The organism is Microbacterium sp. RURRCA19A (genome assembly GCF_900156455.1).
Taxonomy (GTDB): Bacteria; Actinomycetota; Actinomycetes; order Actinomycetales; family Microbacteriaceae; genus Microbacterium.
The window spans coordinates 179,641-202,088 of sequence record NZ_FTNQ01000001.1; the positions used below are offsets into that span (position 1 = coordinate 179,641).

Sequence of the window (22,448 nt, forward strand, 5' to 3'; positions counted from 1 at the left end):
GCGCTCAGCGCGCCGCCAGCCGCGGCCCCTCGTACGCCCGGACGGGCGGCAGCTCCCCGTCGTACCGCGCGATGCTCACGGCCACCCGCGCGCCGCTCGACGCCTGGGTGAGTTGCGACGTGCCGACGTCCTTCGTCAGGACGTTCACGCAGTCGGCGATCTCCGGGGCGCTGGGGTCGTACCAGGCACCCGTGTGCATCTGCGCGACTCCGGACAGGAGCGCGTCGGTGGTCACGACGCCCGCGAGCAGGCTGCCCTGCGCGCTGTGGACCAACGCGACGTCGCCGTCGGTCAGTCCGCGCGCGGCCGCGTCGGAGGGGTGCAGTCGGACCGGTTCGCGGTCGGCGACCTTCGTCGAGCGGCTGGGCGCGGCCATGTCCAGCTGGCTGTGCAGACGGCGCGAGGGCTGGGTGCACAGCAGCTGCAGGTCATAGGGAGAGCCGGGCGGTTCGGCGGTGTCGATCCAGACCGCGTGTCCGGCGGTGTCGGCGAGTCCGAAGGCGTCGAGGGTGGTGGAGAACAGCTCGATGCGACCGCTGGGCGTGTCCAGGGGATGTGCGACGGGATCCGCACGGTAGTCGGTGAACGCGTCGTCCCGGTAGTGGTGCTGGGGGAGCGGTGTTCCGCCGTTCCGCCAGAACTCCTCGAACGGGGGCGCGTCCGGCGTGTCCGGTCTTTCGCGCCATTCCTCGTAGATCGTCTCCAGCCACTCCCGACTGTCGCGGCCCTCCGCGAAGTCGGCATCCAAGCGCCGGGCCAGCTGATCGTAGATCCAGAACTCCTCGCGGGCCTCGCCCGCGGGTGCGACGGCCCGCGGCATCGTGCGCAGGCGAGTGTCACCCGCCCCGGCCGCGAGGTCGTCGCGTTCGAGGCCGGTCGCGGCGGGGAGCACGATGTCGGCGTGACGGGCCGTCGGGGTCCAGTGGAACTCGTTCACCACGAGCGTGTCCACCGCGGCGACGGCTCGGGTCAGACGCCGGAGATCCTGGTGATGGTGGAACGGGTTCCCGCCCGCCCAGTACACGAGTCGGATGACGGGCAGCCCGAGTGTCCCGCCGTCGTAGGGGATGCTCTCGCCCCCGTGGAGGAGGAGGTCGCTGATGCGGGCGCAGGGGATGAAGTCCGTGACGGGGTTTCGCCCCTGTGGGAACGTCGGCAGCGGCACCGGTACGACGCCGACTCCGTAGTCGCCCATGGAGCCGTAGCCGTGGGTGAAACCGCCGCCGGGAAGACCGATCTGTCCGAGGAACGCGGCGAATGTCACCGCCGCGAAGATCGCCTGCTCTCCGTGTTCGGCGCGCTGCAGCGAATAGGTCACGTTCACCAGCGTCCGCCCGGCCGCCGCGCGGCGCGCGAGGTCGCGGATCGTCGTGGCCGGGACCCCGCTGACGGCTTCCGCCCACTCCGGCGTCTTCGCCACGCCGTCCGGCTCACCGCGGAGGTACGCGCGGACCCGGTCGGCGCCGACCGTGTGCGTGGCGAGGAACGCCTCGTCGGCGAGCCCCTCCGTCACCAGCGTGTGGGTGAGGGCCAGGAGCACCGCGGTGTCGGTTCCGGGCCGGATGCCGACCCACTCGGCATCCCACTCGGCCAGGGTGTCGTCCCGCTGGGACGACACCGAGACGATGTGCGTCGACGCGGCCGCCTCGCCCGCCAGGCGCGTCCCCACGTGACGGTCGTGGCCGCCCGGCACCACCCAGGTGTTGGACCGGCGAAGTCCGCCGAACGCGATCATGAGGTCGGTGTGCTCGGCGATGTGCCTCCACGACGGTGGACGGTTGCGCAGTTCGCGCATCCCTCGCGGCCCGATGAGGTGGGGGAGCAGCACGAGACTGGCGCCGCGGCTGTAGTCGTTGATCGACCGGGTGTACCCGCCGATGGAGGTGAGGAACCGGTGGAGCTGGCTCTGCGCGTGGTGGAATCGCCCCGCGCTGCCCCACCCGTACGAGCCCCCGAAGATGCCGCGGTTGCCGTGGACGGTGCGCACCCGATCGAGTTCGCGCGCGAGCAGGTCGAGGGCTTCGTCCCACCCGACCTCCACGTATTGGTCGTCGGGGGTGCCGCGGAGCGGGTCGGGCCCCGGGCCCCGCTCGAGCCAGCGGCGGCGAATCGCGGGACGGGTGACACGAGACGGGTGGCGCAGACCCTCCGCGACCGCGGCGATGGCGGGGGCGGCATCCGGATCGTCGGAGTAGGGCCGCGTCTCGACGACCTCGCGGCCGTCGTCCGAGATCTCGACCTGGAAGGTGCCCCAGTGCGTGCTGCTCTCCTGCGTTCGCGTCACCCGTCCATCGTGGTCCACGTCACGCCGTCAGGCCGCCGGGTGCGCAACACGGCGTCAAGGTACGGGCACCCCGGCGACCGTCGAGATCGCCGGGGTGTCGCCGGTGCGCGGATGGATCAGGGCGTGGCGTAGGCCGGAATCGCCGAGTCGATCATCCAGTACGAGGACTGCGTCCGCGTGGCGGAGTCGGTGAACTCGGCATCCCGGATCATCAGGTACCGGGTGGGGTCGTCGCCGTCGTTCCAGGTCGTGTCCACCGCGAGCCATTGCTCGTCGACGCGCACCTTGTTCCACGCGTGCGGACCGCCCGCGAGAACGTCGCCGCCGACCACCACGGTTTCCACGCCTGCGGCATTGGCCAGCGCCGTGAACGCCGCGGCATAGCTGGCGCACACGCCGGTGCCGTCGAGGAGGGTGCCGGTGGCGAGCCACGCGGACTCGTACCCCGCCGGGATGCTCCGCGGCTCCATCGCCTGCATCGCGTCGAAGGCCGGGTGATCGTACTCGGCGTTCGAGATGAGCCACTCGTTGAGGGCCGCGACCTTGTCACGCGCGCTCATCCCGTCGTTCGTCACCTCGGCGACGACACCGTCCACCTTGGCCTTCATCTGCTCCTGCAGCGGGCGGACCTGGTCGGTGGGGAGCAGATAGGTCACCCGCATCGCCTTGCCGTCGGCGCGCAGACGTACCGCCTGCGGCGAGAACGCGTAGGGGTTCTGATACCGAGCCTCGTAGAACGCGTCGTAGGGGTCCGGCGCGCCCGGTTGATCGACGTAGGCCGAGATGTCGATCCACTCCGTCTGCGCGATGAGGTGCGCCCCGATGAAACGGGAGAACTCGGTGCTGCCGTACACCGGATATCCGAGGTCCGGTGTCTCCGACACCGGCTTGAGCTGCGAGTCCTCGGGGATCTCGAACGTCTCGAACCGCGGTTGGCCCGTCGGCGGTGCCGCCGCGAGAGCGGCCGCATTGAACTGGGCGATCGACGCTCGCGGGTCGGGGGTCGAGGCTTTCGTGATCGGGATCCAGTCCCCGAGCAGCGTGTTGCGACCGCGCAGGGCGATGACCCACCGATCGCCGAGATCGAGGATGGCATCCTCGTCCAGGAACGCCACCGTGCTCCGGGTGCGTCCGTCGACCGAGGTCACCGGCAGCACCTTCTGCACGTTCTCGATGCCCTCGATGTAGCCGCTGGGCCCCCAGTTCTTGAGGGCCGAGTCGGCATTCATCGCCACCTCCAGCGGCATCCATCCCGCCACCTCTTCGATGTCGTGGGGGTGGTAGGCCGAGAAGCGGGAGCCGTCGGTGGCGATCACTCCGATGTCGGAGCCGAGCGATTGCGCGACGCGTGCCGCTTCCTCGGGATCGAGCTGCTCGCCGGCATCGGTCTGATCCTGCGTCAGCGCGCGGTAGTTGAAGCCCTCGAGACCGAGGTTCTGACGCGAGACGAAGGTCGCTTCCTTGCTCTGGAAACTCTCCGTCTGTCCCGCGGAGCTCCACCGGGTGTCCGTGACCTCGGCGAGCACCGACTGCGAGCCGTCGGCACCGCGGCCGACCTCGTTGGTGACGACGAGGTAGCTCGTCGCCCCCTCGACCGGAGTCCACGACATCGCGAGGCTCCCCGCCTCGTCGCCGGAGCCGAACACGACATCGGGGGTCGCGAGAGGCGTGTCGAAGGTGAAGCGCGTCACGAGCGGTTTCGCGCGCGGGCTGCCGTCCTTCTCGAGGTGCTGAACGAGGAAGTACTCGTCGTGCAGTCCCCATCGGAAGGGCGTGCTGCGGTCGAGTTCCTGGATCACGCGGTCACCGGCGCCGCCGTAGGCCCGCCCGGATTCGTTGCCCGACACCTCGACCCGGCCGCCCGGCTCGCTCTGGAAGGTGAGGAACTGCGCGGGCTTGGTCAGCGCCGCGTCGTAGTAGACCTCGATCGCCCAGTCCGGAGCGCCCGACTCCGGGCGCCGATCGGGGTCGGGAACGGGGTTCTCCGCTTCGTGGGCGGCATTCGCGGATTCGAGGTCGTAGTCGACGTCGATCTCGAACACGTGGTCGCGCGGCAAGCCGAGCCGGGGATCGGTGAAGTCGTACAGCGTCGACCGATCGGCGTAGACGCGCCCGTTCGATCCGGTGACTCCGGGGACGATGATCAGCGCGGTGACGACCGCGGCCACGGCGACGACGGCGATGCCGCCGATGAGCAGCCCGGCCTTCCGTCCACGGCGTCGGCTCGGCGGTCGGTCAATGGGCGCGGCGCCGGCCGGCGCGTCGTCGGAGGCGCCGCCGGCGACAGCCGACGGGGTCGGCGCCGCTTGCGTGCTCGATCCGGCCGTGGAACCGCCGACAGTGGTCGGGTGCACGTGCCCCGTCCACGTCGTGCCGTCCCAATACCTCAGCTGGCGCGGGTCCCAGGGGTCGGCGTACCAGCCCTCCGGCGTGTTGTGCGGCTCATCGGACATGCGTTCGGCCTTCCCCCCAGGTCTGAATCTCCGATGGTTCCCGATGCGGGACGGAGTGGCAAAGGCGTGCGCCGGACGCGCCACATCGTGTATGTGCGGCGCGCCGCGATAGCATCCGATTCCGGCTCCGTCCCGAGAGAAGGTCTGGCGTGACCCGATCGTCATCCGTCGTCATCGTCCTCGTCACCGTCGCACTGCTCACGAGTGGCTGCACGGCCCCCACCGAGCCCACCGTCCCCGCGGCTCCGACGACGGCAGCGAGCGCGAGCCCCGACGGCGGGTCCCAGGCGCTTCCTCCCACGATCGTGTCGCCCGGTCAGCTCGAGGGCACCGACGTCGCCGTGGTCATCGGAACCGCGCTCGTCATCGCGGTCGACGACGGCACCGAGGACCAGTGGCGCGGAAGCACCGCCGACGTGACGATCGCCGAGTTCTCCGCCGGTGGTTCCGATGAGGGAGCCACCTTCCGGCCCGGCTTCATCGCGCGCAAGATCGGGACGACCACGGCGACGTTGACGGCGCCGGACGGCACGGTGCGCGCGTTCACGATCGCGGTCGTCGCGCCCTGAGGCGACCGTCAGTAGCGCGCGAGCACCGACAGCAGCGGATCGCCCACGGGCGTCTCGGCGCGCAGCGCCTTCGTCTCCACGCCGTCGAGGTGCGCTGCGACGTGATCGGCAGCCGCGGCGCCGTCGCCGGCGGCGAGGAGGGCGATGAGTTCGTCGTGCTCGGCGATCGAGGCGCCCTGTTCGATGTCGCGCCCGTAGATGGTGAGGATCAGAGCGGTCCGTGAGACCACCTCCGACATGTAGCGCTGGAGGAGCGCGTTCCCGCTCTCGCGAGCCAGCAGGATGTGGAACTCGCCGCCCAGTCGTGCGGATGCCGCGCTGCGGCGCTCCGTCCACGCCTCCCGCTCTGCGCGGGCGTGAGCCCGGAGCCGCTCGTGGATGCCGTCGTCCCACCGCTCCGCGACGCGCAGCACGGCCTCGCGCTCGAGCGCGCGCCGCACCACGAACGCGTCCCGCGCCTCCTCGATCGTGGGGTGCGCCACCTCGGCCGAGCGCCCGTGCGGCGAGTCGACGAGCCCGTCGTTCACCAGGCGTGTGAGCACGGTGCGCACCAGCGTGCGACTGACGCCGTAGTGCGCGGCGAGGGCCTCTTCGCCCAGCTTCGTTCCGGGCGCGAGTGCGCCCTCGATCACCGCCGCGCGGACGGATGCGTACGCGCGCTCCGCGCGATCTGCGGGTGTCCCGTTGCTGCCGTCTGTGCTCGCGACCATGCCGAAACTGTATACGAAACCCTCACGACTCCCGGGACAAGGCGTTCGTCACCGCCGAAACGTGCGCGACTCCTCGCCGAAATCCCCGCGACCTGTATACGAGATAAAACATTGTCTGTATACAGAAAGGCGCGACCCATGAACCTGACTTTGACGGCCCAACAGCGAGAGCTGCTCGACCGATCCGTGCTCGTCGGCGAGGCGGGCACGGTGGCGGACCTGGTGAGTCTCGCGCTTCGGGAGACGGCGGGCGGGGTGACACGTCGATCGCTGCCGGGATCGGCGAGCGTCGTGCGCGCCTGGCGAGACGACATCGCCTTCACGCCGGGGCCCGAGCGGGTCGTGCGAGCCGAGCACCGGCTCCTGCCCGGGACGGGCAAGGCGTTCGAGGTCCGTGCCGGGCAGGTCCTTCGCGTGGCCCAGGTCGACGGCGATCAGTGCGCCGACCTGAACGTCTTCTCTCTGCACGACTATCGCGAGGCGATGCACGTCGGTCGCACGCGCACGCTGCACGGCATCCATCCGGGCGAGGGGTCGTTCCTGTGGTCGGCGCCTCCGCGCGAGCGAGCCATGATGTTCCTCCTGTCGGATGCCGCGGGCCTGAACGACACCCTCTTCCCGCGGTGCAGTGCCGCGATGTACGAGTCCATGTTCGGCTTCGCCGAGCACACCAACTGCGCCGACATGCAGGCCGAGGCGCAGCGCGAGTACGGGCTGACCCCGGACGACGTGCACGACTCGTTCAACCTGTTCATGGCCACGCGGGTCAACGCGAATGGCTCGATCGAGGTGGTCCACCAGCACACGCCGGCGACCGCCTTCGTGGAGATGCTCGCGGTCATGGACGTCCTCGCGGTGCCGAACGTCTGCGGCAACGACATCTTCCGCACGAGCAACTACTCGCTGCGGCCGCTCGACGTCACCGTGTTCGACGCCGCCGAGTCCGACCTCGACCGCGTGCCGCCGCTGCAGGTGCACCGCGCGCAGCGCACGCCCGCGGACTTCGCTCAGCCGGAGATCCGAGCGGAACGGCGTCTGCAGAGGGACGCCTCCTACGAGCCCCGTTTCGCGCGCACCCCGGTCACGGTCGACCGCCTCCCGATCGAGCTCGGCGAAGCGGACAGCGCCCTGCTCCACGCCCACGCGCGTCGAGACCTGTACGGCGACGACGACGAGGCCGCGCTGCGCGACATCGTCCTCAGCTGGTGGGTGCAGAGCCATGCATGACGTCGAGGACTTCGACGCCCTGACGCCGTACGAGCGGTACAAGCTGATGGCCTCGCTCATCGTGCCGCGGCCCATCGCCTGGGTGACGACGCTCGGCCCGGACGGAGTCCCCAACGCCGCGCCCTTCTCGATGTTCGCCATGGTCGGCGAAGACCCGCCGCTCGTCATGGTGAGCATCGACCGCCTGCCCGGCGGTGTCCGCAAAGACACCGCGGTGAACATCGACGCGACCGGCGAGTTCGTCGTCCACCTCGTCGATCGGCCCCTGGTGGAGGCGATGGATGCCACGAGCGTGCGGCATCCCCCCGAGATCGACGAGCTCGCACACCGCGCGATCGACACGGTGCCCGCGGCCTCCGTCCGTCCGCCCGTGATCGCGGAGGCACCCGTCGCGCTCGAATGCGTGCTGTTCTCGCGCATGGACATCCCGAGCCGCGAGATCTACTTCGGTCGTGTCCAGCGCCTGCGCACGCGCCCCGGTCTCGTCGACCGCTCGCGAATGCGCGTGCGGCTCACCGACTACGCCCCGGTCGCCCGGTTCGGGGCGAGCTTCTACACGACAACGCGCGAACGTTTCACCCTGACCGGCGATCCCACGACCGACATCGATTCCCTCTGAGCTCCACCCGACCACAGGAGAACACCATGACCCGACTCTCACGCCCCCTCTCCGCTGTCGCCGTCGGCGCCGCCGTGGCCGCCGTGCTGACCGGCTGCGCGTCCGGAGGCGCCACTGCTCCCGCGGCGTCGTCCGGTCTCGCCATCGGAGCGACCGACCTGTCCGGCGTCTGCCCGGCGACCGTCGTCATCCAGACCGACTGGAACCCGCAGGCCGAGCAAGGCGGACTGTTCACCCTTCTCGGCCCGGATGCCCGGATCGACGCGGGGAAGAAAAGCGTGTCCGGGCCGCTGATGTCGAAGGGGGAGTGGACCGGGGTGAACGTCGAGATCCGCGCGGGCGGACCCGCGATCGGCTTCTCGGGCGTCCCGGCCCAGATGTACACCGACCCCGACATCCTGCTCGGCTGGGTGAACACCGACGACGCCATCGCGGCATCCGACACCCTCCCGACGACCGCGGTGATGTCGACCTTCGAGAAGGCGCCGTGGGCGATCATGTGGGACCCGAAGACCTACCCCGACGTGCACTCGATCGCCGACCTCGGGAAGACGGATGCCACGGTCCGGTACTTCGACGGTACGACGTACATGGACTACCTCACCGGCTCGGGGCTCCTGCGCACCGACCAGCTCGACGGGTCGTACGACGGCACGCCCGCCGCGTTCATCGCCGCCGACGGAACCGCCGCGCAGCAGGGCTTCGCGACGGTCGAGCCCTGGGTGTACGAGAACGCGATCCCCGAGTGGGGTCGCGCTCTCGACTACCAGCTCGTCGCCGACACGGGGTACCCGATCTACGCGGTGGCGCTGGCCGCGCGCAGCGCCGACATCGACACGCAGGCGGACTGCCTCTCGAAGCTCGTCCCGGTCGTGCAGCAGGCGAGCGTGGACTACTTCGCCGACCCCGCCGCGGCCAACGCACTGATCGTGTCGGCGGTGGAGCAGTACGACAACGGCTGGGTCTACCCGGCCGCAGAGGCCGAGAACTCCACCGCGCAGCAGCGGGCCCTCGGCCTCGCTGCCAATGGGGCGGACGGAACCTTCGGATCCTTCGACGAGACGCGGGTGGCCCGGGTGCAGTCGATCGTGACCCCGATCCTGACCGAGAAGGGCGTGACGGTGCCTGCGGGGCTGACGCCGGAGCAACTGGCGACGAATCGGTTCCTCGATCCCGCCATCGCTCTTCCCTGAGTCACGGCTCCGCGCAGACCGCGGTGCGACTTCGGTCGTACCGCGGTCTGTGTTTTTGCCTGCCCGGATGTGTTGCTTCATGTGGTTGCGTGTTGTACTGTGTGGGAATCTTCGAAGGGGATCCCGTGTACGCAATGGAGCGCCAGCAGCTCATCGAGCGCGAACTGCGCGAGATCGGACGCGTCAGCGTCGTCGACCTCGCCCGCCGTTTCGACGTCACCACAGAGACCGTTCGTCGCGACCTCGACCGTCTTGAGCAGACCGGCGCCCTGCGTCGCGTCCACGGCGGCGCCGTCGGGACGGACCGTGCGAGCACCACCGAGGTGTCGCTGTCCGAACGCCGCCTCCGCCAGGGTGACGCCAAGCGCGCCATCGGTGCAGCGGCGGCCCGTCTGCTCACTCCCGGGTTCCGCGGCTCGATCTTCATCGACGCCGGGACCACCCCCGCGGCCGTGGCCGCAGAACTCCCGCTCGTCCTCGGCGACAGCTCGGGCGAGGTCGAGATCGTCACGCACTCCCTCGAAGCGGCCCACCTGCTCGCGGGCGACGACCGTGTCTCGCTCACCGTGATCGGCGGCAAGGTCCGCGGGGTCACCGCCGCCGCCGTCGGGGCGCACACGGTGCGCTCGATCGGCGAGCTCCGCCCCGACATCGCCTTCGTCGGCACCAACGGGCTGAGCGCCGGATTCGGCCTCAGCACTCCCGATCCCGAGGAAGCGGCCGTGAAGACCGCGATCATCCGGGCCGCGCGACGGGTGGTGGTCGTCGCCGACACCGCCAAGTTCGGGGAGGAGCTGCTCGTGCGCTTCGCGCGCCTCGACGAGATCGACGTCCTCGTCACCGACGGGACGCCGCCCGAACTGCTCGCGGAAGCCTTGGCCGACGCCGATGCGGAGGTGCGCGTCGCATGATCGTCACCGTCACCGCCAATCCGTCGGCCGACCGCGCGGTCGAGCTGCCCGGCCCCCTCGTGCCGGGGGAGGTGCAGCGCGCCGCGTCCTCGCGTGAGGACGCGGGCGGCAAGGGCGTCAACGTCTCCCGCGTCGTGTCCGCCGCCGGGGCGCCCACCCGTGCCGTCGTCCCCGTCAACGCGCACGACCCGTATCGCCTGCTCCTGGACGACGCCGGCGTCGATCTCGACATCGTCGCGGTTGAGGGGCGGGTGCGCGCGAACCTCACGATCACCGACCCGCAGGGCGAGACGACCAAGCTCAACCTGCCCGGTGCGGAGCTCTCGCCGTCGGAGGCGGCGGCGCTCACCGAGGGCGTCGTCGCCGCCGCGGAGAACGCCACCTGGCTCGTCCTCGCCGGATCGTTGCCGCCGGGTGTGCCCACCACGTTCTACGCGGACCTCATCACCGCCGTGCGCGATCGGTGGGGCGACGCGTCTCCGCGCATCGCGGTCGACGCGTCCGGGGCGGCTCTCGCGGCCGTCGTCGAGTCCGCACGGCCCGACGTGATCAAGCCGAACCACGAAGAGCTGGCCGAGCTCGTCGGCGAGGATGCCACGGCCGACGCCGACGTCCTGCTCGAAGCCGCGCGGCGCGCCGCGGCCCTCGTGCCCGGCCGGGTGGCATCCGCTCTCGTCACCCTCGGTGCCGACGGAGCACTGCTGTTCGACGGCGACGGCGCGTGGCGCGGTCGCGCGCCGAAGATCCAGGTCGCGAGCACGGTCGGGGCGGGCGACAGCTCGCTCGCCGGCTACCTGCTCGCCGACCTCGACGGGGCTACGGCCCCCGAACGCCTCGCTCGCAGCATCGCCTACGGCGCAGCTGCGGCGACCCTCCCGGGGACACAGGCCCCGACACCGGCCGATCTGCCCGCGGGGCCGATTGCCGTGACCGTTTTCTCCACCCCCACCGCAACATCCTGACCACGAAAGGTCACCGAACAATGTCCGACATCATCACACCGGAGCTCGTCAGCCTCGACGCGCCCCTGGGGGCCGACAAGCAGTCGGTCATCCGTGCTCTGGCCGAGCGTGTCGTCGCGCAGGGCCGCGCGACCAGCGCGCAGGAACTCTTCGACGATGCGTGGGCCCGCGAGCAGAAGGACGAGACCGGCCTCCCCGGGGGCATCGGCATCCCGCACGCCCGCAGCGCCTCGGTCACCGAGCCGACCCTCGCGTTCGCACGACTGACGCCGGGCGTCGACTTCGGCGCCCCCGACGGTCCCGCCGACGTCGTGTTCCTCATCGCCGCGCCCGCCGGCGCCGACGAGGCGCACCTCGCGGTGCTGTCGCAGCTCGCCCGGAGCCTCATGAAGCCCGAGTTCACCGGTGGTCTCCGCGCCGCGGCGACGCCGTCGGACGCGGTCCGGATCATCACGGATGCCATCGCCCCGGCGCCCGAGGCGCCTGCCGCTGCTGCCGCTCCCGCGGCCACGCGCGCCGAGAACCGTGCCGCGACGGCCACGAAGACCACCAAGATCGTCGCCGTGACCGCCTGCGCCACCGGCATCGCCCACACGTTCATGGCGGCGGACGCCCTCACCGCGGCCGGCGCCGAGACCGACGGTGTCGAGCTCATCGTCGAGCCGCAGGGCTCCAGCGGCTACAAGGCCCTGCCGCAGAGCGTCATCGACGACGCCGACGCCGTGATCTTCGCCGTCGATGTGGACGTGCGCGAGCCCCAGCGCTTCGCGGGCAAGCCGGTCGTGCGCGCCGGCGTCAAGCGCGGCATCGAACAGCCGAAGCAGCTCATCGCCGAGGCGGTCGCCGCGGTCGACAACCCGAATGCCGCGCGCGTCGCCGGTTCGGTGGCCGGCGCCTCGGCCGCCGCACCCGCGGTCCCGCAGTCGGTGGGCCGCCGTATCCAGCGCTGGCTGCTGACCGGTGTGAGCTACATGATCCCGTTCGTCGCCGGCGGCGGCCTCCTGATCGCGCTGGGCTTCCTGCTCGGCGGCTACGAGGTCACCAAGAACGCGGCCAATGTCATCATCCAGAACTCGCTCTGGGATCTGCCCACCGAGGGCATCACGTCGCCCCTGGGGCCGATCGGACAGTACCTCGGGTCGGTCGCCTTCATGATCGGTGCGACCTCGATGGGCTTCATCGTCGCCGTGCTGGCGGGCTTCATCGCCTACGCGATCGCCGACCGTCCGGGCATCGCGCCGGGCTTCGTCGCCGGTGCCGTGGCGGTCCTGATGAACGCCGGCTTCATCGGCGGAATCATCGGCGGTCTGCTCGCGGGTTTCATCGCCTGGTGGCTCGGCCGTTTCGACGCCCCGCGCTGGTTGCGGGGACTCATGCCGGTGGTGATCGTCCCGTTCCTCGGCTCGATCTTCGCCTCGGGCCTGATGATCCTGTTCCTCGGTCGCCCGATCGCCTCGCTCATGGCCGCCCTGACCGAGGGGCTGACGTCGCTCGCCGCGAGCGGCGCCGGCGCCGTTCTGCTCGGTGTGATCCTCGGCCTCATGATGTGCTTCGACCTCGGCGGTCCGGTCAACAAGGTCGCCTACGTCTTCGCCACGACCGGCCTCGCCGCCGCGACGCAGACCAACACGGCGCCGTACCTCATCATGGCGGCGGTCATGGCCGCGGGCATGGTTCCGCCGCTCGCGATGGCGCTGGCCTCCACGGTCCTCGCCCGCGGACGCTTCACCCCGGTCGAGCGTGAGAACGGCGCAGCGGCCTGGCTGCTGGGCGCATCGTTCATCTCCGAGGGCGCGATCCCGTTCGCCGCGGCCGACCCGCTGCGCGTCATCCCGGCCTCGATGGTCGGCGGTGCGATCACCGGTGGACTGAGCATGCTGATCGGCGTGCAGTCCTACGCCCCGCACGGCGGAATCTTCGTGCTCTTCGCGATCAATCCGGTGTGGGGTTTCCCCCTCGCGATCATCGTGGGTACGGTCGTTTCGGCGCTGCTCGTCGTCGCACTCAAGCGTGTCGGCGGCGCCCGCAAGGAAGAAGCCCCCGTCGCCGAGTCCGCTCCCGCGGTCACGGTCGCGGCCTAAGGCCCCATCGGTTCGAAAGGAATCACCATGGCAGAACGTCAGGCCACCATCGCCAGCAGCTCCGGCCTCCACGCCCGTCCCGCGAAGCTCTTCGTGCAGGCCGTGCAGGAGAAGAAGGTGCCCGTCACCATCGCGGCCGAGGGCGGACCCGACCTCAACGCCGGCAGCATCCTCTCGCTGATGGGCCTGGGGGCCGGTCACGGCACGGTCGTGACGCTCAAGGCCGAGGGGGAGGGCGCCGAGCAGGCGCTCGACGAGCTCGTCGCGCTCCTGGAGACCGATCTCGACGCGCAGTAAGCACGTCCTGCTCCGCTCCGCTCCCTCTCATCGATAAACGCGATCCACAACGGGAAACGCGACGACAGACCGTGTCTCGGCGCGGATCGCGTTTATCGCGGGGGACGGAACGCAGAACACCGGATGCCACGGCCCGACGGGTCGTGGCATCCGGTGTTCTCGTCTGTGACCGATGCGCGTGCCGGGCTCCGGAGAAACGGACGGGGAGGGCGCGCACTCTGGCCGCGGCTGGCGTCCCTGCGTCCCCGCCTCCGGAGCCCGGCCCGGTGGGCTGTCAGACCTCGGTGGAATCGCCGGGTGCCAGGTCGACGAAGGAACCGCCGTTCTGCTCGACCGCCCAGGTCAGGCGCGCATCGCCCATCTGCTTGCCCGCGACGGACAGGGTCATGTCGTGCGTGGCGAACGCACGCGCGGGCTTGACCGCGAGGACGTAGTCGATCGCCTCCGAGATCTTCAGCCACGGAGCCCCGACCGGGGCGGCCAGCAGAGCGACGTGCGCTCCGCGCGGCACCGTGTACGAGTCGCCGGGGTAGAAGAACGCATCGTTGACGAGCACGCCGACGTTGTCGACGACGGGGATCGATTCGTGGATCACCGCATGCGTGCCGCCGAAGAACTCCAGGTGGAACGGACCGAGATCGAGCGTGTCCCCGGGGTGGACCGCGATGATGTCGAACCCCGCGGCCGCTTTCCGCACGCCCTCGGGACCGTAGACCGGTACACCCGGGTGAGCCTTCTGGAGCCGGGTCAGGTGCTCGGGCGTCCAGTGGTCGGCGTGTTCGTGGGTGATGACGACCCCGACGAGCCCGGTCAGTTCCTCGAGCGGCGACGTGAAGACGCCGGGGTCGATGACGAGTGTGTGTCCCGCTTCGCTGAGGACGAGTGCGGCGTGTTCGCGTTTGGTGACCTGCATGTGTGGGAGTCAACTCCGCGGTGGGGGACCCTGCAAGCGCTGGACGGCGAGTCATCGGGATGCCACAGGGTGAACGTCCTGCATCAGCCGGGCATTCGCGCTTCCCTCGCGGCGGCCGGCACGGTACGGTGGGCGGGACACGCCCGGGCTGCGAGTCATTCGCGGCCCGATTTGTCGTGCGCGGCATCCGTAGTGCATACTTGAACGGTTGCGACGCGGCCCCATCGTATAGCGGCCTAGTACGCCGCCCTCTCACGGCGGTAACGCGGGTTCGAATCCCGCTGGGGTCACCAACGAGAAGAAGCCTCGACCGAAGGGTCGGGGCTTCTTCTCGTTTCGGGGCCCGAGCAGGACGATAAGCCATCAGAGCGGGTTGGGCCCCACCCGCCCGGAGGCCCCGACCCTCCGCGGAGTCGGGGCCGTGCGCCTACGCTTCGTGCGACCCCCGACGCTTCCGCACGATGCGCCGGACACCCCACACGATCAGCACCGCGACGCCCGCGACGGCGATCCAGGGGAGCAGGAACCCCAGGCCGATCACCACCCCGTTCAGCGTGGCGATGAGTCCGTTCCACCCGGCGACCAGTCCGTCGCCGAAGCCGGCCGGATCGGCGGTCACCGTCGCCGAACGCGTGTTCACCTGGACGCTCAGCGACGACATCGCCACCTGCGACTCGATCGAGGTGAGCACGGCCCGGTCGGAGTCGAGTTGCGCCTGACGCTCCGACAGCGCGGACTCGGCGGCGATGAGGTCGGCCACCGACCCGGCCTGAGCCATGAGCTCGGTCAGGCGGGTAACGGATGCCTCGCCGGCGGCGACGCGGGCACGCAGGTCGACCGTCTGCTCGGTGACGTCGGAGCGGTTGACGCTCGTCGCACTGACCTCGCCGACCGCGGAGAGCCCGTCCATGACCGAGGCCAGGGCGTCGGCCGGCACCCGCACGGTGATCCAGCCGGACGAGACGGCCGGCTGTGCCGCGGTCCCGTCGAGAGGCACCACGCCGTACCCGCCCCCGACCTGCGAGGACTCGACGAACCCGCCGGCCGAGTCGGCGGCATCCGTGATCTGCTCGAGGGCCGCGCGCACGTCGTCGACCTCTACGGTGACAGAGCCGGTGGCGACGATGTCGCGACCCGCATCGGCCGCGGTGCCCGATGACGCCGCCACCCCGCTCGATGAATCACCGGTGACGCCTCCGGGCGCGACCGGCGCACTGAAGTCGCGCGACCCGTCCACGGCACCCAGGCCGGGGTCGGCTGCGCCGCCCACCTCGGACCCGGGGGCGAACTGCTCGGTCACACCGCCGTCGGACCGGCTCGCCTCCGAGATCGACGAGCCCGACGTGCCGGTGGAGGTGGTGAGCGCGGGTCCGACGACGGCAGCGACCACGACCACGGCGGCCGCGGCGCCGACACCTGTCCACACGCCCCGTCGACGGCGGCGGCGCGCGGCGCGCTCGTCGGCGATCCGCGCGAAGACGGTGGCCTCGATGGCATCCACGCGATCGGCGCGCAGGGGGGGAAGGCTGGGGGTGGTCATGAGGTCTCCGTCTCCATCGCGGTGGCGCGCACCCGGGAACGGATGCGGGAGAGGCGGTTGCGCACCGTCCCGTGCGAGACGCCGAGCGTCTCGGCGGCGGCCTGGTAGCCGTAGCCCTCGGCCGCGCACAAGCGGAAGATCTCGCGGTCGAGATCGCCGAGACCGTCGACGGCGGCGAGGATGGCCCCGACCGTTTCGGCCTCGACCACCTGGTTCTCGACGTCGACGAGGGCGGGGATGCGTTCGTCCAGTTCCGCCGTTTCTCCGTGCCGACGCCGCGACCGGAGCCGGTTCTGCGCCTGGAGTCGACAGACGGTGGCGAGCCACGGCAACAGGGACGCGCCCTCGAGCCGCAGCTTCGGGATCTTCCGCCAGGCGACGACGAACGTCTCCTGGACGACGTCCTCCGCGTCGCTCTCGTCGTGGACGAGCCCGAACGCGATCCAGTACACCGGTCGCACGTATGCGCGGTACAGCGAGCGGAAGGCGTCCTCCGACCCGCCGGCGGCGCGCGCGACGAGCGCCCTGTCGTCGATCACGTCGTCGGTCATGGCATCCGTTCCCTCGCGTGGGCACCCGTGCGAGCACTCTCTCACTCAGAGGTGTCCGCCGGCGCGTGATCGTCTCATACCCGGTTCCGGGCGGGATGCCGAGCCGACGAGGCGGTCGGTAGACTTCAGCGTTTCCCCCGAACGAAAGGCCCGTCATGGAGTTGCAGCTGGACCCGGTGTTCCAGACGGTCACCCTCGTGGTGCTCGTCCTGATCCTCGCCGCGGATCTGCTCATCATCCTGGCCCGGCCGCACATCCCCTCGCCCAAGGAGTCGACGCTCTGGGTGGTGTTCTATGTGGTGCTCGCGCTGGCGTTCGCGGGGATCCTCGTGGTCGCCGCCGGGGGAGAGGTCGCGGGGCAGTTCGTCGCCGGTTGGCTCACGGAATACAGCCTGTCGATCGACAACCTCTTCGTCTTCGTCCTGATCATGGGTCAGTTCGCGGTTCCGCGCCGCTATCAGCAGGAGGTGTTGATGGTGGGGATCATCATCGCGCTCGTGCTGCGCGGTGCGTTCATCCTCGTCGGCGCGACGATCATCGAGAACTTCAGCCCGATCTTCTACCTGTTCGGCGCGTTCCTCATCTACACCGCGATCCGTCAGGCGTTCCCGGGCGACGACCACGACGACGACGCCCAGAAAGAGAATCTGATCGTCCGGATGCTGCGTCGCGTCCTCCCCATCAGCGACGCGTACGACGGGAAGAAGGTCGTGACGCGCATCGACGGAAAGCGCGTGTTCACGCCGATGATCATCGTGTTCGCCGCGATCGGTGTGACCGACCTGCTGTTCGCGATCGACTCGATCCCGGCGATCTTCGGCATCACGCAGAGCCCGTTCATCGTGTTCACCGCGAACCTGTTCGCGTTGATGGGCCTGCGGCAGCTGTACTTCCTGCTCGGCGATCTGCTGGAGCGACTGCGGTTCCTGCACTACGGCATCGCGTTCATCCTGGCGTTCATCGGCGTGAAGCTGATCCTGCACGCGCTGCACGTGAACGAGCTGCCGTTCCTCAACGGCGGCGAGCCGGTCGAGTGGGCGCCGGAGATCTCGACGTGGGTGTCGCTCGCCGTGATCGTGCTGTCGATGGTCGTGGCGACCGTCGCCAGCCTGACGATTCCGGCGAAGACCGCCGCGAAGGACTGACAAGCCCGATTGCCGGGCCGCGCCGGTCAGAACGCGCGCAGATTCGCCCCCAGGCCGCCGTCGACGTACTCCTCGCGGAGGATGCCGCGGCGTCGGAGGATCGGTACGAGCTCGTCGAGCAGCCGGTGCACGGTGACCGGGTGCAGGTCGCCCCACCGCAGGACGCCGTCGTTGCCCCAGTCGCCCAGCTCCTCGATGCGGTCGGCGAACTCCTGGGCCGTGCCGACGAACCCGGACCCGTCGTTAAGGCGCCCGAGGCGCGCGTGCGCGGCGAGGATCGCCCGCAGGGGCGCGTCCGGCTCGTGCGCCCCCACCAGGCGACGGATGCTGCCCTCCGAGACGTGCTCGCCGAAGATCGCCCGGTCCAGGGGCGTGTCCAGGTCGAGGCCGGTGAGGTCGGTCTCGAGATCGCTCGACTGCTTGCGGGCGATGGCGAGCAGGGCCGCGTCATCCGGATCCGCGGATGCCGCGACCAGGCGGTCCGCCTCCTCCGGCGAGGACACGAGCACGGGCTGGATCGCGAAGAGGATCTTCACGTCGCTCGCGGCGCGTCCCGCCGCCTCCGCTGCGGCGTGGATGCGCCCGCGGTAGGCGCGGATGCTCTGCTCGTCGAGCGGGGCCAGCGCGAGCTGCACATCGGAGTTGCGTCCGGCGAAGGCCAGACCGCGCCCGGAGCCGCCGGGGGAGACGATCGCGGGCTCGCCGTCCGTGAACGGGACGGCATTGAGCGGGCCGTCGAAGCCGAAGTACTCGCCGCGGTGCTGCGCGGCATCCAGTCGGGTCCCGTCCGCGTAGACGCCGGACTCCTCGTCCTCGACGAGCGCGCCGTCGCCCCAGCTGCGCCAGAGGGAGCGCAGCCCGTCGATCCACTCCTCGGCCCGGTCGTACGCGGCGTCGTGACCGAGCTGCGGGCCGGTGGAGAAGTGCCGCGCGCTGCCGGTGTCGGTGACGACGTTGAGACCCAGCCGGTGCCCGCTCAAGTGTTGCAGCGTCGCGAACTGGCGCGCGGCCGTGTACGGCAGGTACGCCGCCGGGTTGACGGTGGGGACGACCCCGAGATGCTGCGTGGCGGCGAAGAGGTACGGCGCCAGCAGCAGCGGGTCGTGCTTGGGCCCGCCGAACGCGTGCCGCACGCGCAGGTCGATCGTTTCGGCGCTGCCGAGCGAGGGCGCATCCTCGATGATCAGCAGGTCGAATCCGGCCTGCTCGAGCGTCCGCGCGGAGTCCTGGTATAGGCCGGGTTCAGTCCAGCGGTGATTCCAGCGGAGGTACGGGTGGCCCCAGCCGTGCGGACCGAATCCGCGCGCGAGGAACCAGCCGAAGTGCTGCAGCCGGCTCACGCGTTCACGACCTCGCGCACGTCGTCGGCATCCACGAACTCGTCGATGGCGACGGATGCCGTGCCCTCGAGGGCCTGAGCGAGGTCGGCGATGATGTCGTCGATGTCCTCGATGCCGATCGAGAGGCGGATCGTCCCGGGGAAGACCCCGGCGCGTTCGCGTTCGGCCACGGTCCGGGCGGAGTGGCTCGTGCTCTGCGGGTGCAGCACGAGTGTGCGCACGTCGCCGAGGTGGGTCATGTGCGTGATGAGGCGCACCGACTGCACGAGGTGCCGCGCGGCCTCCAGCCCGCCGCGGAGGGTCACGGTGAACACCGACCCGCTCCCGCGCGTGAGGTACCGGCGACCGAGATCGTGGTGCGGGTGCGAGGGGAGACCGACGTAGTCGACGCGCTCGACCTCGGGGTGGGTCTCGAGCCACCGGGCGACCGCGAGCGCGTTGGCGGACTGCCGCTCGACCCGCAGGCTCAGCGTCTCGACGCCCTGACCGATGAGGAAGGCGTTCAGCGGCGACGGCGACGGGCCGAAACGCGGGGCGACGCTCTCACGGAGGTACTGCCCGCGCGCGCGACGGCCGTATTTCTCGGCGTAGCTCGCGCCGCCGAGCCGGTCGGTCTGCACGAGGTGCGGGAACAGGTGTCCCGAGGCGGCGGCGTCGAAGCGCCCGTCGTCGACGATGACGCCGCCGAGGACGGCGCCCTGGCCTGCGAGGAACTTGCTCGCCGAGTGCACGACGATCGCCGCGCCGTGCTCGATCGGACGCAGGAGGTACGGGGTCGTGAACGTGCTGTCGACGACGAGCGGAACGCCGCGCTCGGCACCGATCGCCGCGACCGCGGCGACGTCGAGCACGTCGTTCCGGGCGTTCGACAGGGTCTCGGCGAAGAGGGCCTTGGTCCGCGGCGTGATCGCCGCGCGCCACGCGGCCAGGTCCGAGGTGTCGACGAAGGTCGCCTGGATGCTGAGTCGCGAGAAGTTGTCGAGGAGGAGACCGCGCGTGCCCTCGTAGATGTGCTCGGACACGACGATGTGGTCGCCGGCATCCAGGAGTCCGAGGAGCGCGACCGTGACCGCTGCTTGACCGCTGGAGACGAGGATCGCCTGGTCGCCGCCCTCGAGCGACGCGAGGCGTTCCTCGACCGCCTGCACCGTCGGGTTGCCGGTGCGCGTGTACCCGAAGCCGCTGCCGGTCGCGAAGTGCGCCGCGGACTCGTCGAGGTCGGAGAACGTGAATCCGGCCGTCAGGTAGATCGGCGTGGCCCGCGGCGACGCGGGCGCGGCGGACGCCCCCACGTGCACCTGACGGGTCGAGAACCCGGTGTCATCCTGCGCGCCCATGCGGCACTCTCCTTCCAACGACGTGGCGACAGGCTCGCACGGCGGCCCGCCCGCAGCCCAACCGTGCGGCGCCGTGTTACGCGGAGGGGCCCCGCGGCCCGGTGGTATCGTGGCGAGGTGCGGATCGCCGGCCTCCTCCTTAGCGGCCGCGACGAGACCTTGTTCTAGGCCTTTCTCGTCGCGGAGTTCGTCGCGGGCCTCACATCCCATCCGAGGAGAAACGCAAGTCTCATGAGCACGACATCGATCGACGGCATCCACGTTCCCGATCGCCCCCGGACCCTGGCCGAGAAGGTCTGGGACGACCACCTGGTCGTGAAGGGCGAGAACGGTCAGCCCGACCTCATCTACATCGACCTGCACCTGGTGCACGAGGTGACGAGCCCCCAGGCCTTCGACGGTCTGCGCGCGGAGGGGCGTCCCGTGCGGCGCCTCGATCTCACGATCGCGACCGAGGACCACAACACCCCGACGCTCGACATCGACAAGCCGATCGCCGACCTCACCAGCCGCACGCAGATCGAGACCCTGCGTCGCAACGCCGAGGAGTTCGGCGTCCGCATCCACTCGCTGGGCGACAAGGAGCAGGGGATCGTCCACGTCGTCGGACCCCAGCTGGGCCTGACGATGCCCGGCATCACCGTCGTGTGCGGCGACAGCCACACCTCCACCCACGGTGCGTTCGGTGCGATGGCTTTCGGCATCGGCACGAGCGAGGTCGAGCACGTCCTGGCGACTCAGACGCTGCCGCTCAAGCCGTTCAAGACCATGGCGATCACCGTCGAGGGCGAGCTGAAGCCCGGCGTGACCGCGAAGGACATCATCCTCGCCATCATCGCCAAGATCGGCGCGAACGGCGGCCAGGGCTACGTGCTGGAATTCCGCGGCAGCGCGATCCGCTCCCTCTCGATGGAGGGGCGCATGACCATGTGCAACATGTCGATCGAGGCCGGTGCCCGCGCGGGCATGATCGCGCCCGACGAAACGACCTTCGCGTACGTGAAGGACAAGCCGCACGCCCCGCAGGGGCAGGACTGGGACGACGCCGTCGCGTACTGGCGCACGCTGCCGAGCGACGAGGGCGCGGTCTACGACGCCGAGGTCTTCCTCGACGCGAACGAGCTCGAGCCCTTCGTCACCTGGGGCACCAACCCGGGCCAGGGCGTGTCGCTCTCCGACGTGGTGCCGACGCCGGCCGAGATCGCCGACCCGAACGAGCGCGCCGCCGCCGAGCGCGCGCTGGAGTACATGGACCTCGCAGCGGGCACACCCATGAAGGACATCCCCGTGGATGCCGTCTTCATGGGCTCGTGCACCAACAGCCGCATCGAAGACCTCCGGGCCTTCGCGTCCGTGATCCAGGGGCGCACCAAGGCCGAGAACGTCCGTGTCATGGTCGTGCCGGGTTCGGCGCGCGTGCGCCTCGAGGCCGAGGCCGAGGGACTCGACAAGGTGTTCACGGCGTTCGGTGCCGAATGGCGCTTCGCCGGATGCTCGATGTGCCTGGGCATGAACCCCGACCAGCTCGCCCCGGGTGAGCGGTGCGCGTCGACGTCGAACCGCAACTTCGAGGGACGCCAGGGCAAGGGCGGCCGAACCCACCTCGTGTCGCCGCTGGTGGCCGCGGCCACCGCCGTGCGCGGAACGCTGTCCAGCCCCGCCGACCTCGAGCCGCTTCCCGCGGAGACCGTTTCGACCGGGGCGGAGGCCTGACATGGAGAAGTTCAGCACGCACACCGGAATCGTCGCCCCGCTGAAGCGCTCGGCGGTCGACACCGACCAGATCATCCCCGCCGTGTACCTCAAGCGGGTCACCAAGACGGGCTTCGAGGACGCGCTCTTCGCCAACTGGCGCCAGGACCCCGAGTTCGTCCTGAACCAGGATGCCTACCGCTCGGCATCCATCCTTGTCGCCGGCCCCGACTTCGGAACGGGATCCAGCCGCGAGCACGCCGTGTGGGCGCTGCGCGATTACGGGTTCCAGGTCGTCCTCAGCCCGAAGTTCGCCGACATCTTCCGCGGCAATTCGGGCAAGCAGGGCCTGGTCACGGGAGTGATCACCGAAGACGAGGTGGAGCGCATCTGGGCGGCGGTCGAGGCGCACCCGGGCGTGGAGATGACGGTCGACCTCGAGGCGCGAACCGCCACACTCGGCGACCTCCGAGTCTCGTTCGAGATCGACGATTACACTAGGTGGCGGCTTCTCGAAGGGCTCGACGACATCGGGCTCACTCTGCGCGACGAAGACAAGATCGCGCAGTTCGAGGCGCGCCGCGAGGCATGGCGGCCGCGGACCCTCCCGGTCCGCTAAGCCCG

19 protein-coding genes and 1 tRNA gene are annotated in these 22,448 nt (G+C 70.4%); 12 read left to right on the forward strand and 8 right to left on the reverse strand.

Annotation, left to right across the window (positions count from 1 at the left end; all coding sequences use genetic code 11):
- Positions 1 to 4: 4 nt before the first annotated feature.
- On the reverse strand, positions 5 to 2,284 hold the full coding sequence (locus BW982_RS00850) for a molybdopterin-dependent oxidoreductase (protein WP_076490227.1): 2,280 nt from the start codon (positions 2,282 to 2,284) through the stop codon (positions 5 to 7).
- Positions 2,285 to 2,400: 116 nt separating this feature from the next.
- Positions 2,401 to 4,737, reverse strand: coding sequence for a DUF2510 domain-containing protein (locus tag BW982_RS00855; protein ID WP_076490228.1), 2,337 nt, complete (start codon positions 4,735 to 4,737; stop codon positions 2,401 to 2,403).
- A 149-nt stretch (positions 4,738 to 4,886) separates the two neighbouring features.
- Between BW982_RS00855 and BW982_RS00860 the strand changes: the two genes are divergently transcribed.
- Complete coding sequence (locus BW982_RS00860) at positions 4,887 to 5,306, forward strand: hypothetical protein (protein WP_076490229.1); 420 nt, start codon at positions 4,887 to 4,889, stop codon at positions 5,304 to 5,306.
- Between the two features lie 8 nt (positions 5,307 to 5,314).
- On the opposite strand, the gene BW982_RS00865 is transcribed toward BW982_RS00860, so the two are convergent.
- A complete protein-coding gene (locus BW982_RS00865) occupies positions 5,315 to 6,016 on the reverse strand; it encodes a GntR family transcriptional regulator (protein WP_076490230.1) in 702 nt (233 codons plus the stop codon).
- 138 nt (positions 6,017 to 6,154) lie between these two features.
- Here BW982_RS00865 and BW982_RS00870 point away from each other — a divergent pair, with 138 nt between their 5' ends.
- The 7 genes from BW982_RS00870 (at position 6,155) to BW982_RS00900 (ending at position 13,306) form a co-directional block, all read left to right on the forward strand.
- Positions 6,155 to 7,243 carry a DUF1989 domain-containing protein gene (locus BW982_RS00870; RefSeq protein ID WP_076490231.1) on the forward strand — a complete coding sequence of 363 codons (1,089 nt, stop codon included), beginning with the start codon at positions 6,155 to 6,157 and terminating at the stop codon, positions 7,241 to 7,243.
- Positions 7,236 to 7,862, forward strand: a complete 627-nt coding sequence (locus BW982_RS00875) for a flavin reductase family protein (RefSeq protein ID WP_076490232.1) — start codon at positions 7,236 to 7,238, stop codon at positions 7,860 to 7,862. The genes BW982_RS00870 and BW982_RS00875 overlap by 8 nt, the downstream gene beginning before the upstream one ends.
- Positions 7,863 to 7,888: 26 nt before the next feature.
- Complete coding sequence (locus tag BW982_RS00880) at positions 7,889 to 9,055, forward strand: substrate-binding domain-containing protein (protein ID WP_076490233.1); 1,167 nt, start codon at positions 7,889 to 7,891, stop codon at positions 9,053 to 9,055.
- Between the two features lie 125 nt (positions 9,056 to 9,180).
- Entirely contained in the window at positions 9,181 to 9,966 is a 786-nt protein-coding gene (locus tag BW982_RS00885; RefSeq protein ID WP_175611002.1) for a DeoR/GlpR family DNA-binding transcription regulator, read from the forward strand.
- Positions 9,963 to 10,928: a 1-phosphofructokinase gene (pfkB, locus tag BW982_RS00890; protein ID WP_076490235.1), complete on the forward strand. Its 966-nt coding sequence runs from the start codon at positions 9,963 to 9,965 to the stop codon at positions 10,926 to 10,928. The genes BW982_RS00885 and pfkB overlap by 4 nt, the downstream gene beginning before the upstream one ends.
- Before the next feature lie 20 nt (positions 10,929 to 10,948).
- On the forward strand, positions 10,949 to 13,009 hold the full coding sequence (locus BW982_RS00895) for a PTS fructose transporter subunit IIABC (RefSeq protein ID WP_076490236.1): 2,061 nt from the start codon (positions 10,949 to 10,951) through the stop codon (positions 13,007 to 13,009).
- Positions 13,010 to 13,036: 27 nt separating this feature from the next.
- On the forward strand, positions 13,037 to 13,306 hold the full coding sequence (locus tag BW982_RS00900; RefSeq protein WP_076490237.1) for an HPr family phosphocarrier protein: 270 nt from the start codon (positions 13,037 to 13,039) through the stop codon (positions 13,304 to 13,306).
- Positions 13,307 to 13,580: 274 nt separating this feature from the next.
- Here the strand turns inward: BW982_RS00900 and BW982_RS00905 are convergent, their stop codons facing one another.
- Positions 13,581 to 14,219 carry an MBL fold metallo-hydrolase gene (locus BW982_RS00905; RefSeq protein WP_076490238.1) on the reverse strand — a complete coding sequence of 213 codons (639 nt, stop codon included), beginning with the start codon at positions 14,217 to 14,219 and terminating at the stop codon, positions 13,581 to 13,583.
- A 217-nt stretch (positions 14,220 to 14,436) separates the two neighbouring features.
- Here BW982_RS00905 and BW982_RS00910 point away from each other — a divergent pair.
- Positions 14,437 to 14,512, forward strand: a tRNA-Glu gene (locus BW982_RS00910).
- A gap of 134 nt (positions 14,513 to 14,646) precedes the next feature.
- Here BW982_RS00910 and BW982_RS00915 read toward each other — a convergent pair.
- Together BW982_RS00915 and BW982_RS00920 are read right to left on the reverse strand one after the other, a co-directional pair.
- Positions 14,647 to 15,759 (reverse strand): DUF4349 domain-containing protein, encoded by a 1,113-nt coding sequence (locus BW982_RS00915; protein WP_076490239.1) that lies wholly within the window; start codon positions 15,757 to 15,759, stop codon positions 14,647 to 14,649.
- Positions 15,756 to 16,310, reverse strand: coding sequence for an RNA polymerase sigma factor (locus BW982_RS00920; RefSeq protein WP_076490240.1), 555 nt, complete (start codon positions 16,308 to 16,310; stop codon positions 15,756 to 15,758). Before BW982_RS00920 ends, BW982_RS00915 begins: the two co-directional genes overlap by 4 nt.
- Before the next feature lie 155 nt (positions 16,311 to 16,465).
- Between BW982_RS00920 and BW982_RS00925 the strand changes: the two genes are divergently transcribed.
- The gene (locus BW982_RS00925; protein WP_076490241.1) at positions 16,466 to 17,455 is read left to right on the forward strand and encodes a TerC family protein; all 990 of its coding nucleotides are present in this window, start codon (positions 16,466 to 16,468) and stop codon (positions 17,453 to 17,455) included.
- A 26-nt stretch (positions 17,456 to 17,481) separates the two neighbouring features.
- Here the strand turns inward: BW982_RS00925 and BW982_RS00930 are convergent, their stop codons facing one another.
- Complete coding sequence (locus BW982_RS00930) at positions 17,482 to 18,795, reverse strand: LLM class flavin-dependent oxidoreductase (RefSeq protein ID WP_076490242.1); 1,314 nt, start codon at positions 18,793 to 18,795, stop codon at positions 17,482 to 17,484.
- On the reverse strand, positions 18,792 to 20,132 hold the full coding sequence (locus BW982_RS00935) for an O-acetylhomoserine aminocarboxypropyltransferase/cysteine synthase family protein (RefSeq protein WP_076490243.1): 1,341 nt from the start codon (positions 20,130 to 20,132) through the stop codon (positions 18,792 to 18,794). Before BW982_RS00935 ends, BW982_RS00930 begins: the two co-directional genes overlap by 4 nt.
- A gap of 231 nt (positions 20,133 to 20,363) precedes the next feature.
- Here BW982_RS00935 and leuC point away from each other — a divergent pair, with 231 nt between their 5' ends.
- Together leuC and leuD are read left to right on the forward strand one after the other, a co-directional pair.
- On the forward strand, positions 20,364 to 21,845 hold the full coding sequence (leuC, locus tag BW982_RS00940; RefSeq protein WP_076490244.1) for a 3-isopropylmalate dehydratase large subunit: 1,482 nt from the start codon (positions 20,364 to 20,366) through the stop codon (positions 21,843 to 21,845).
- A 1-nt stretch (position 21,846) separates the two neighbouring features.
- Positions 21,847 to 22,443 (forward strand): 3-isopropylmalate dehydratase small subunit, encoded by a 597-nt coding sequence (leuD, locus tag BW982_RS00945; RefSeq protein ID WP_076490245.1) that lies wholly within the window; start codon positions 21,847 to 21,849, stop codon positions 22,441 to 22,443.
- The last annotated feature ends 5 nt before the right edge of the window (positions 22,444 to 22,448 follow it).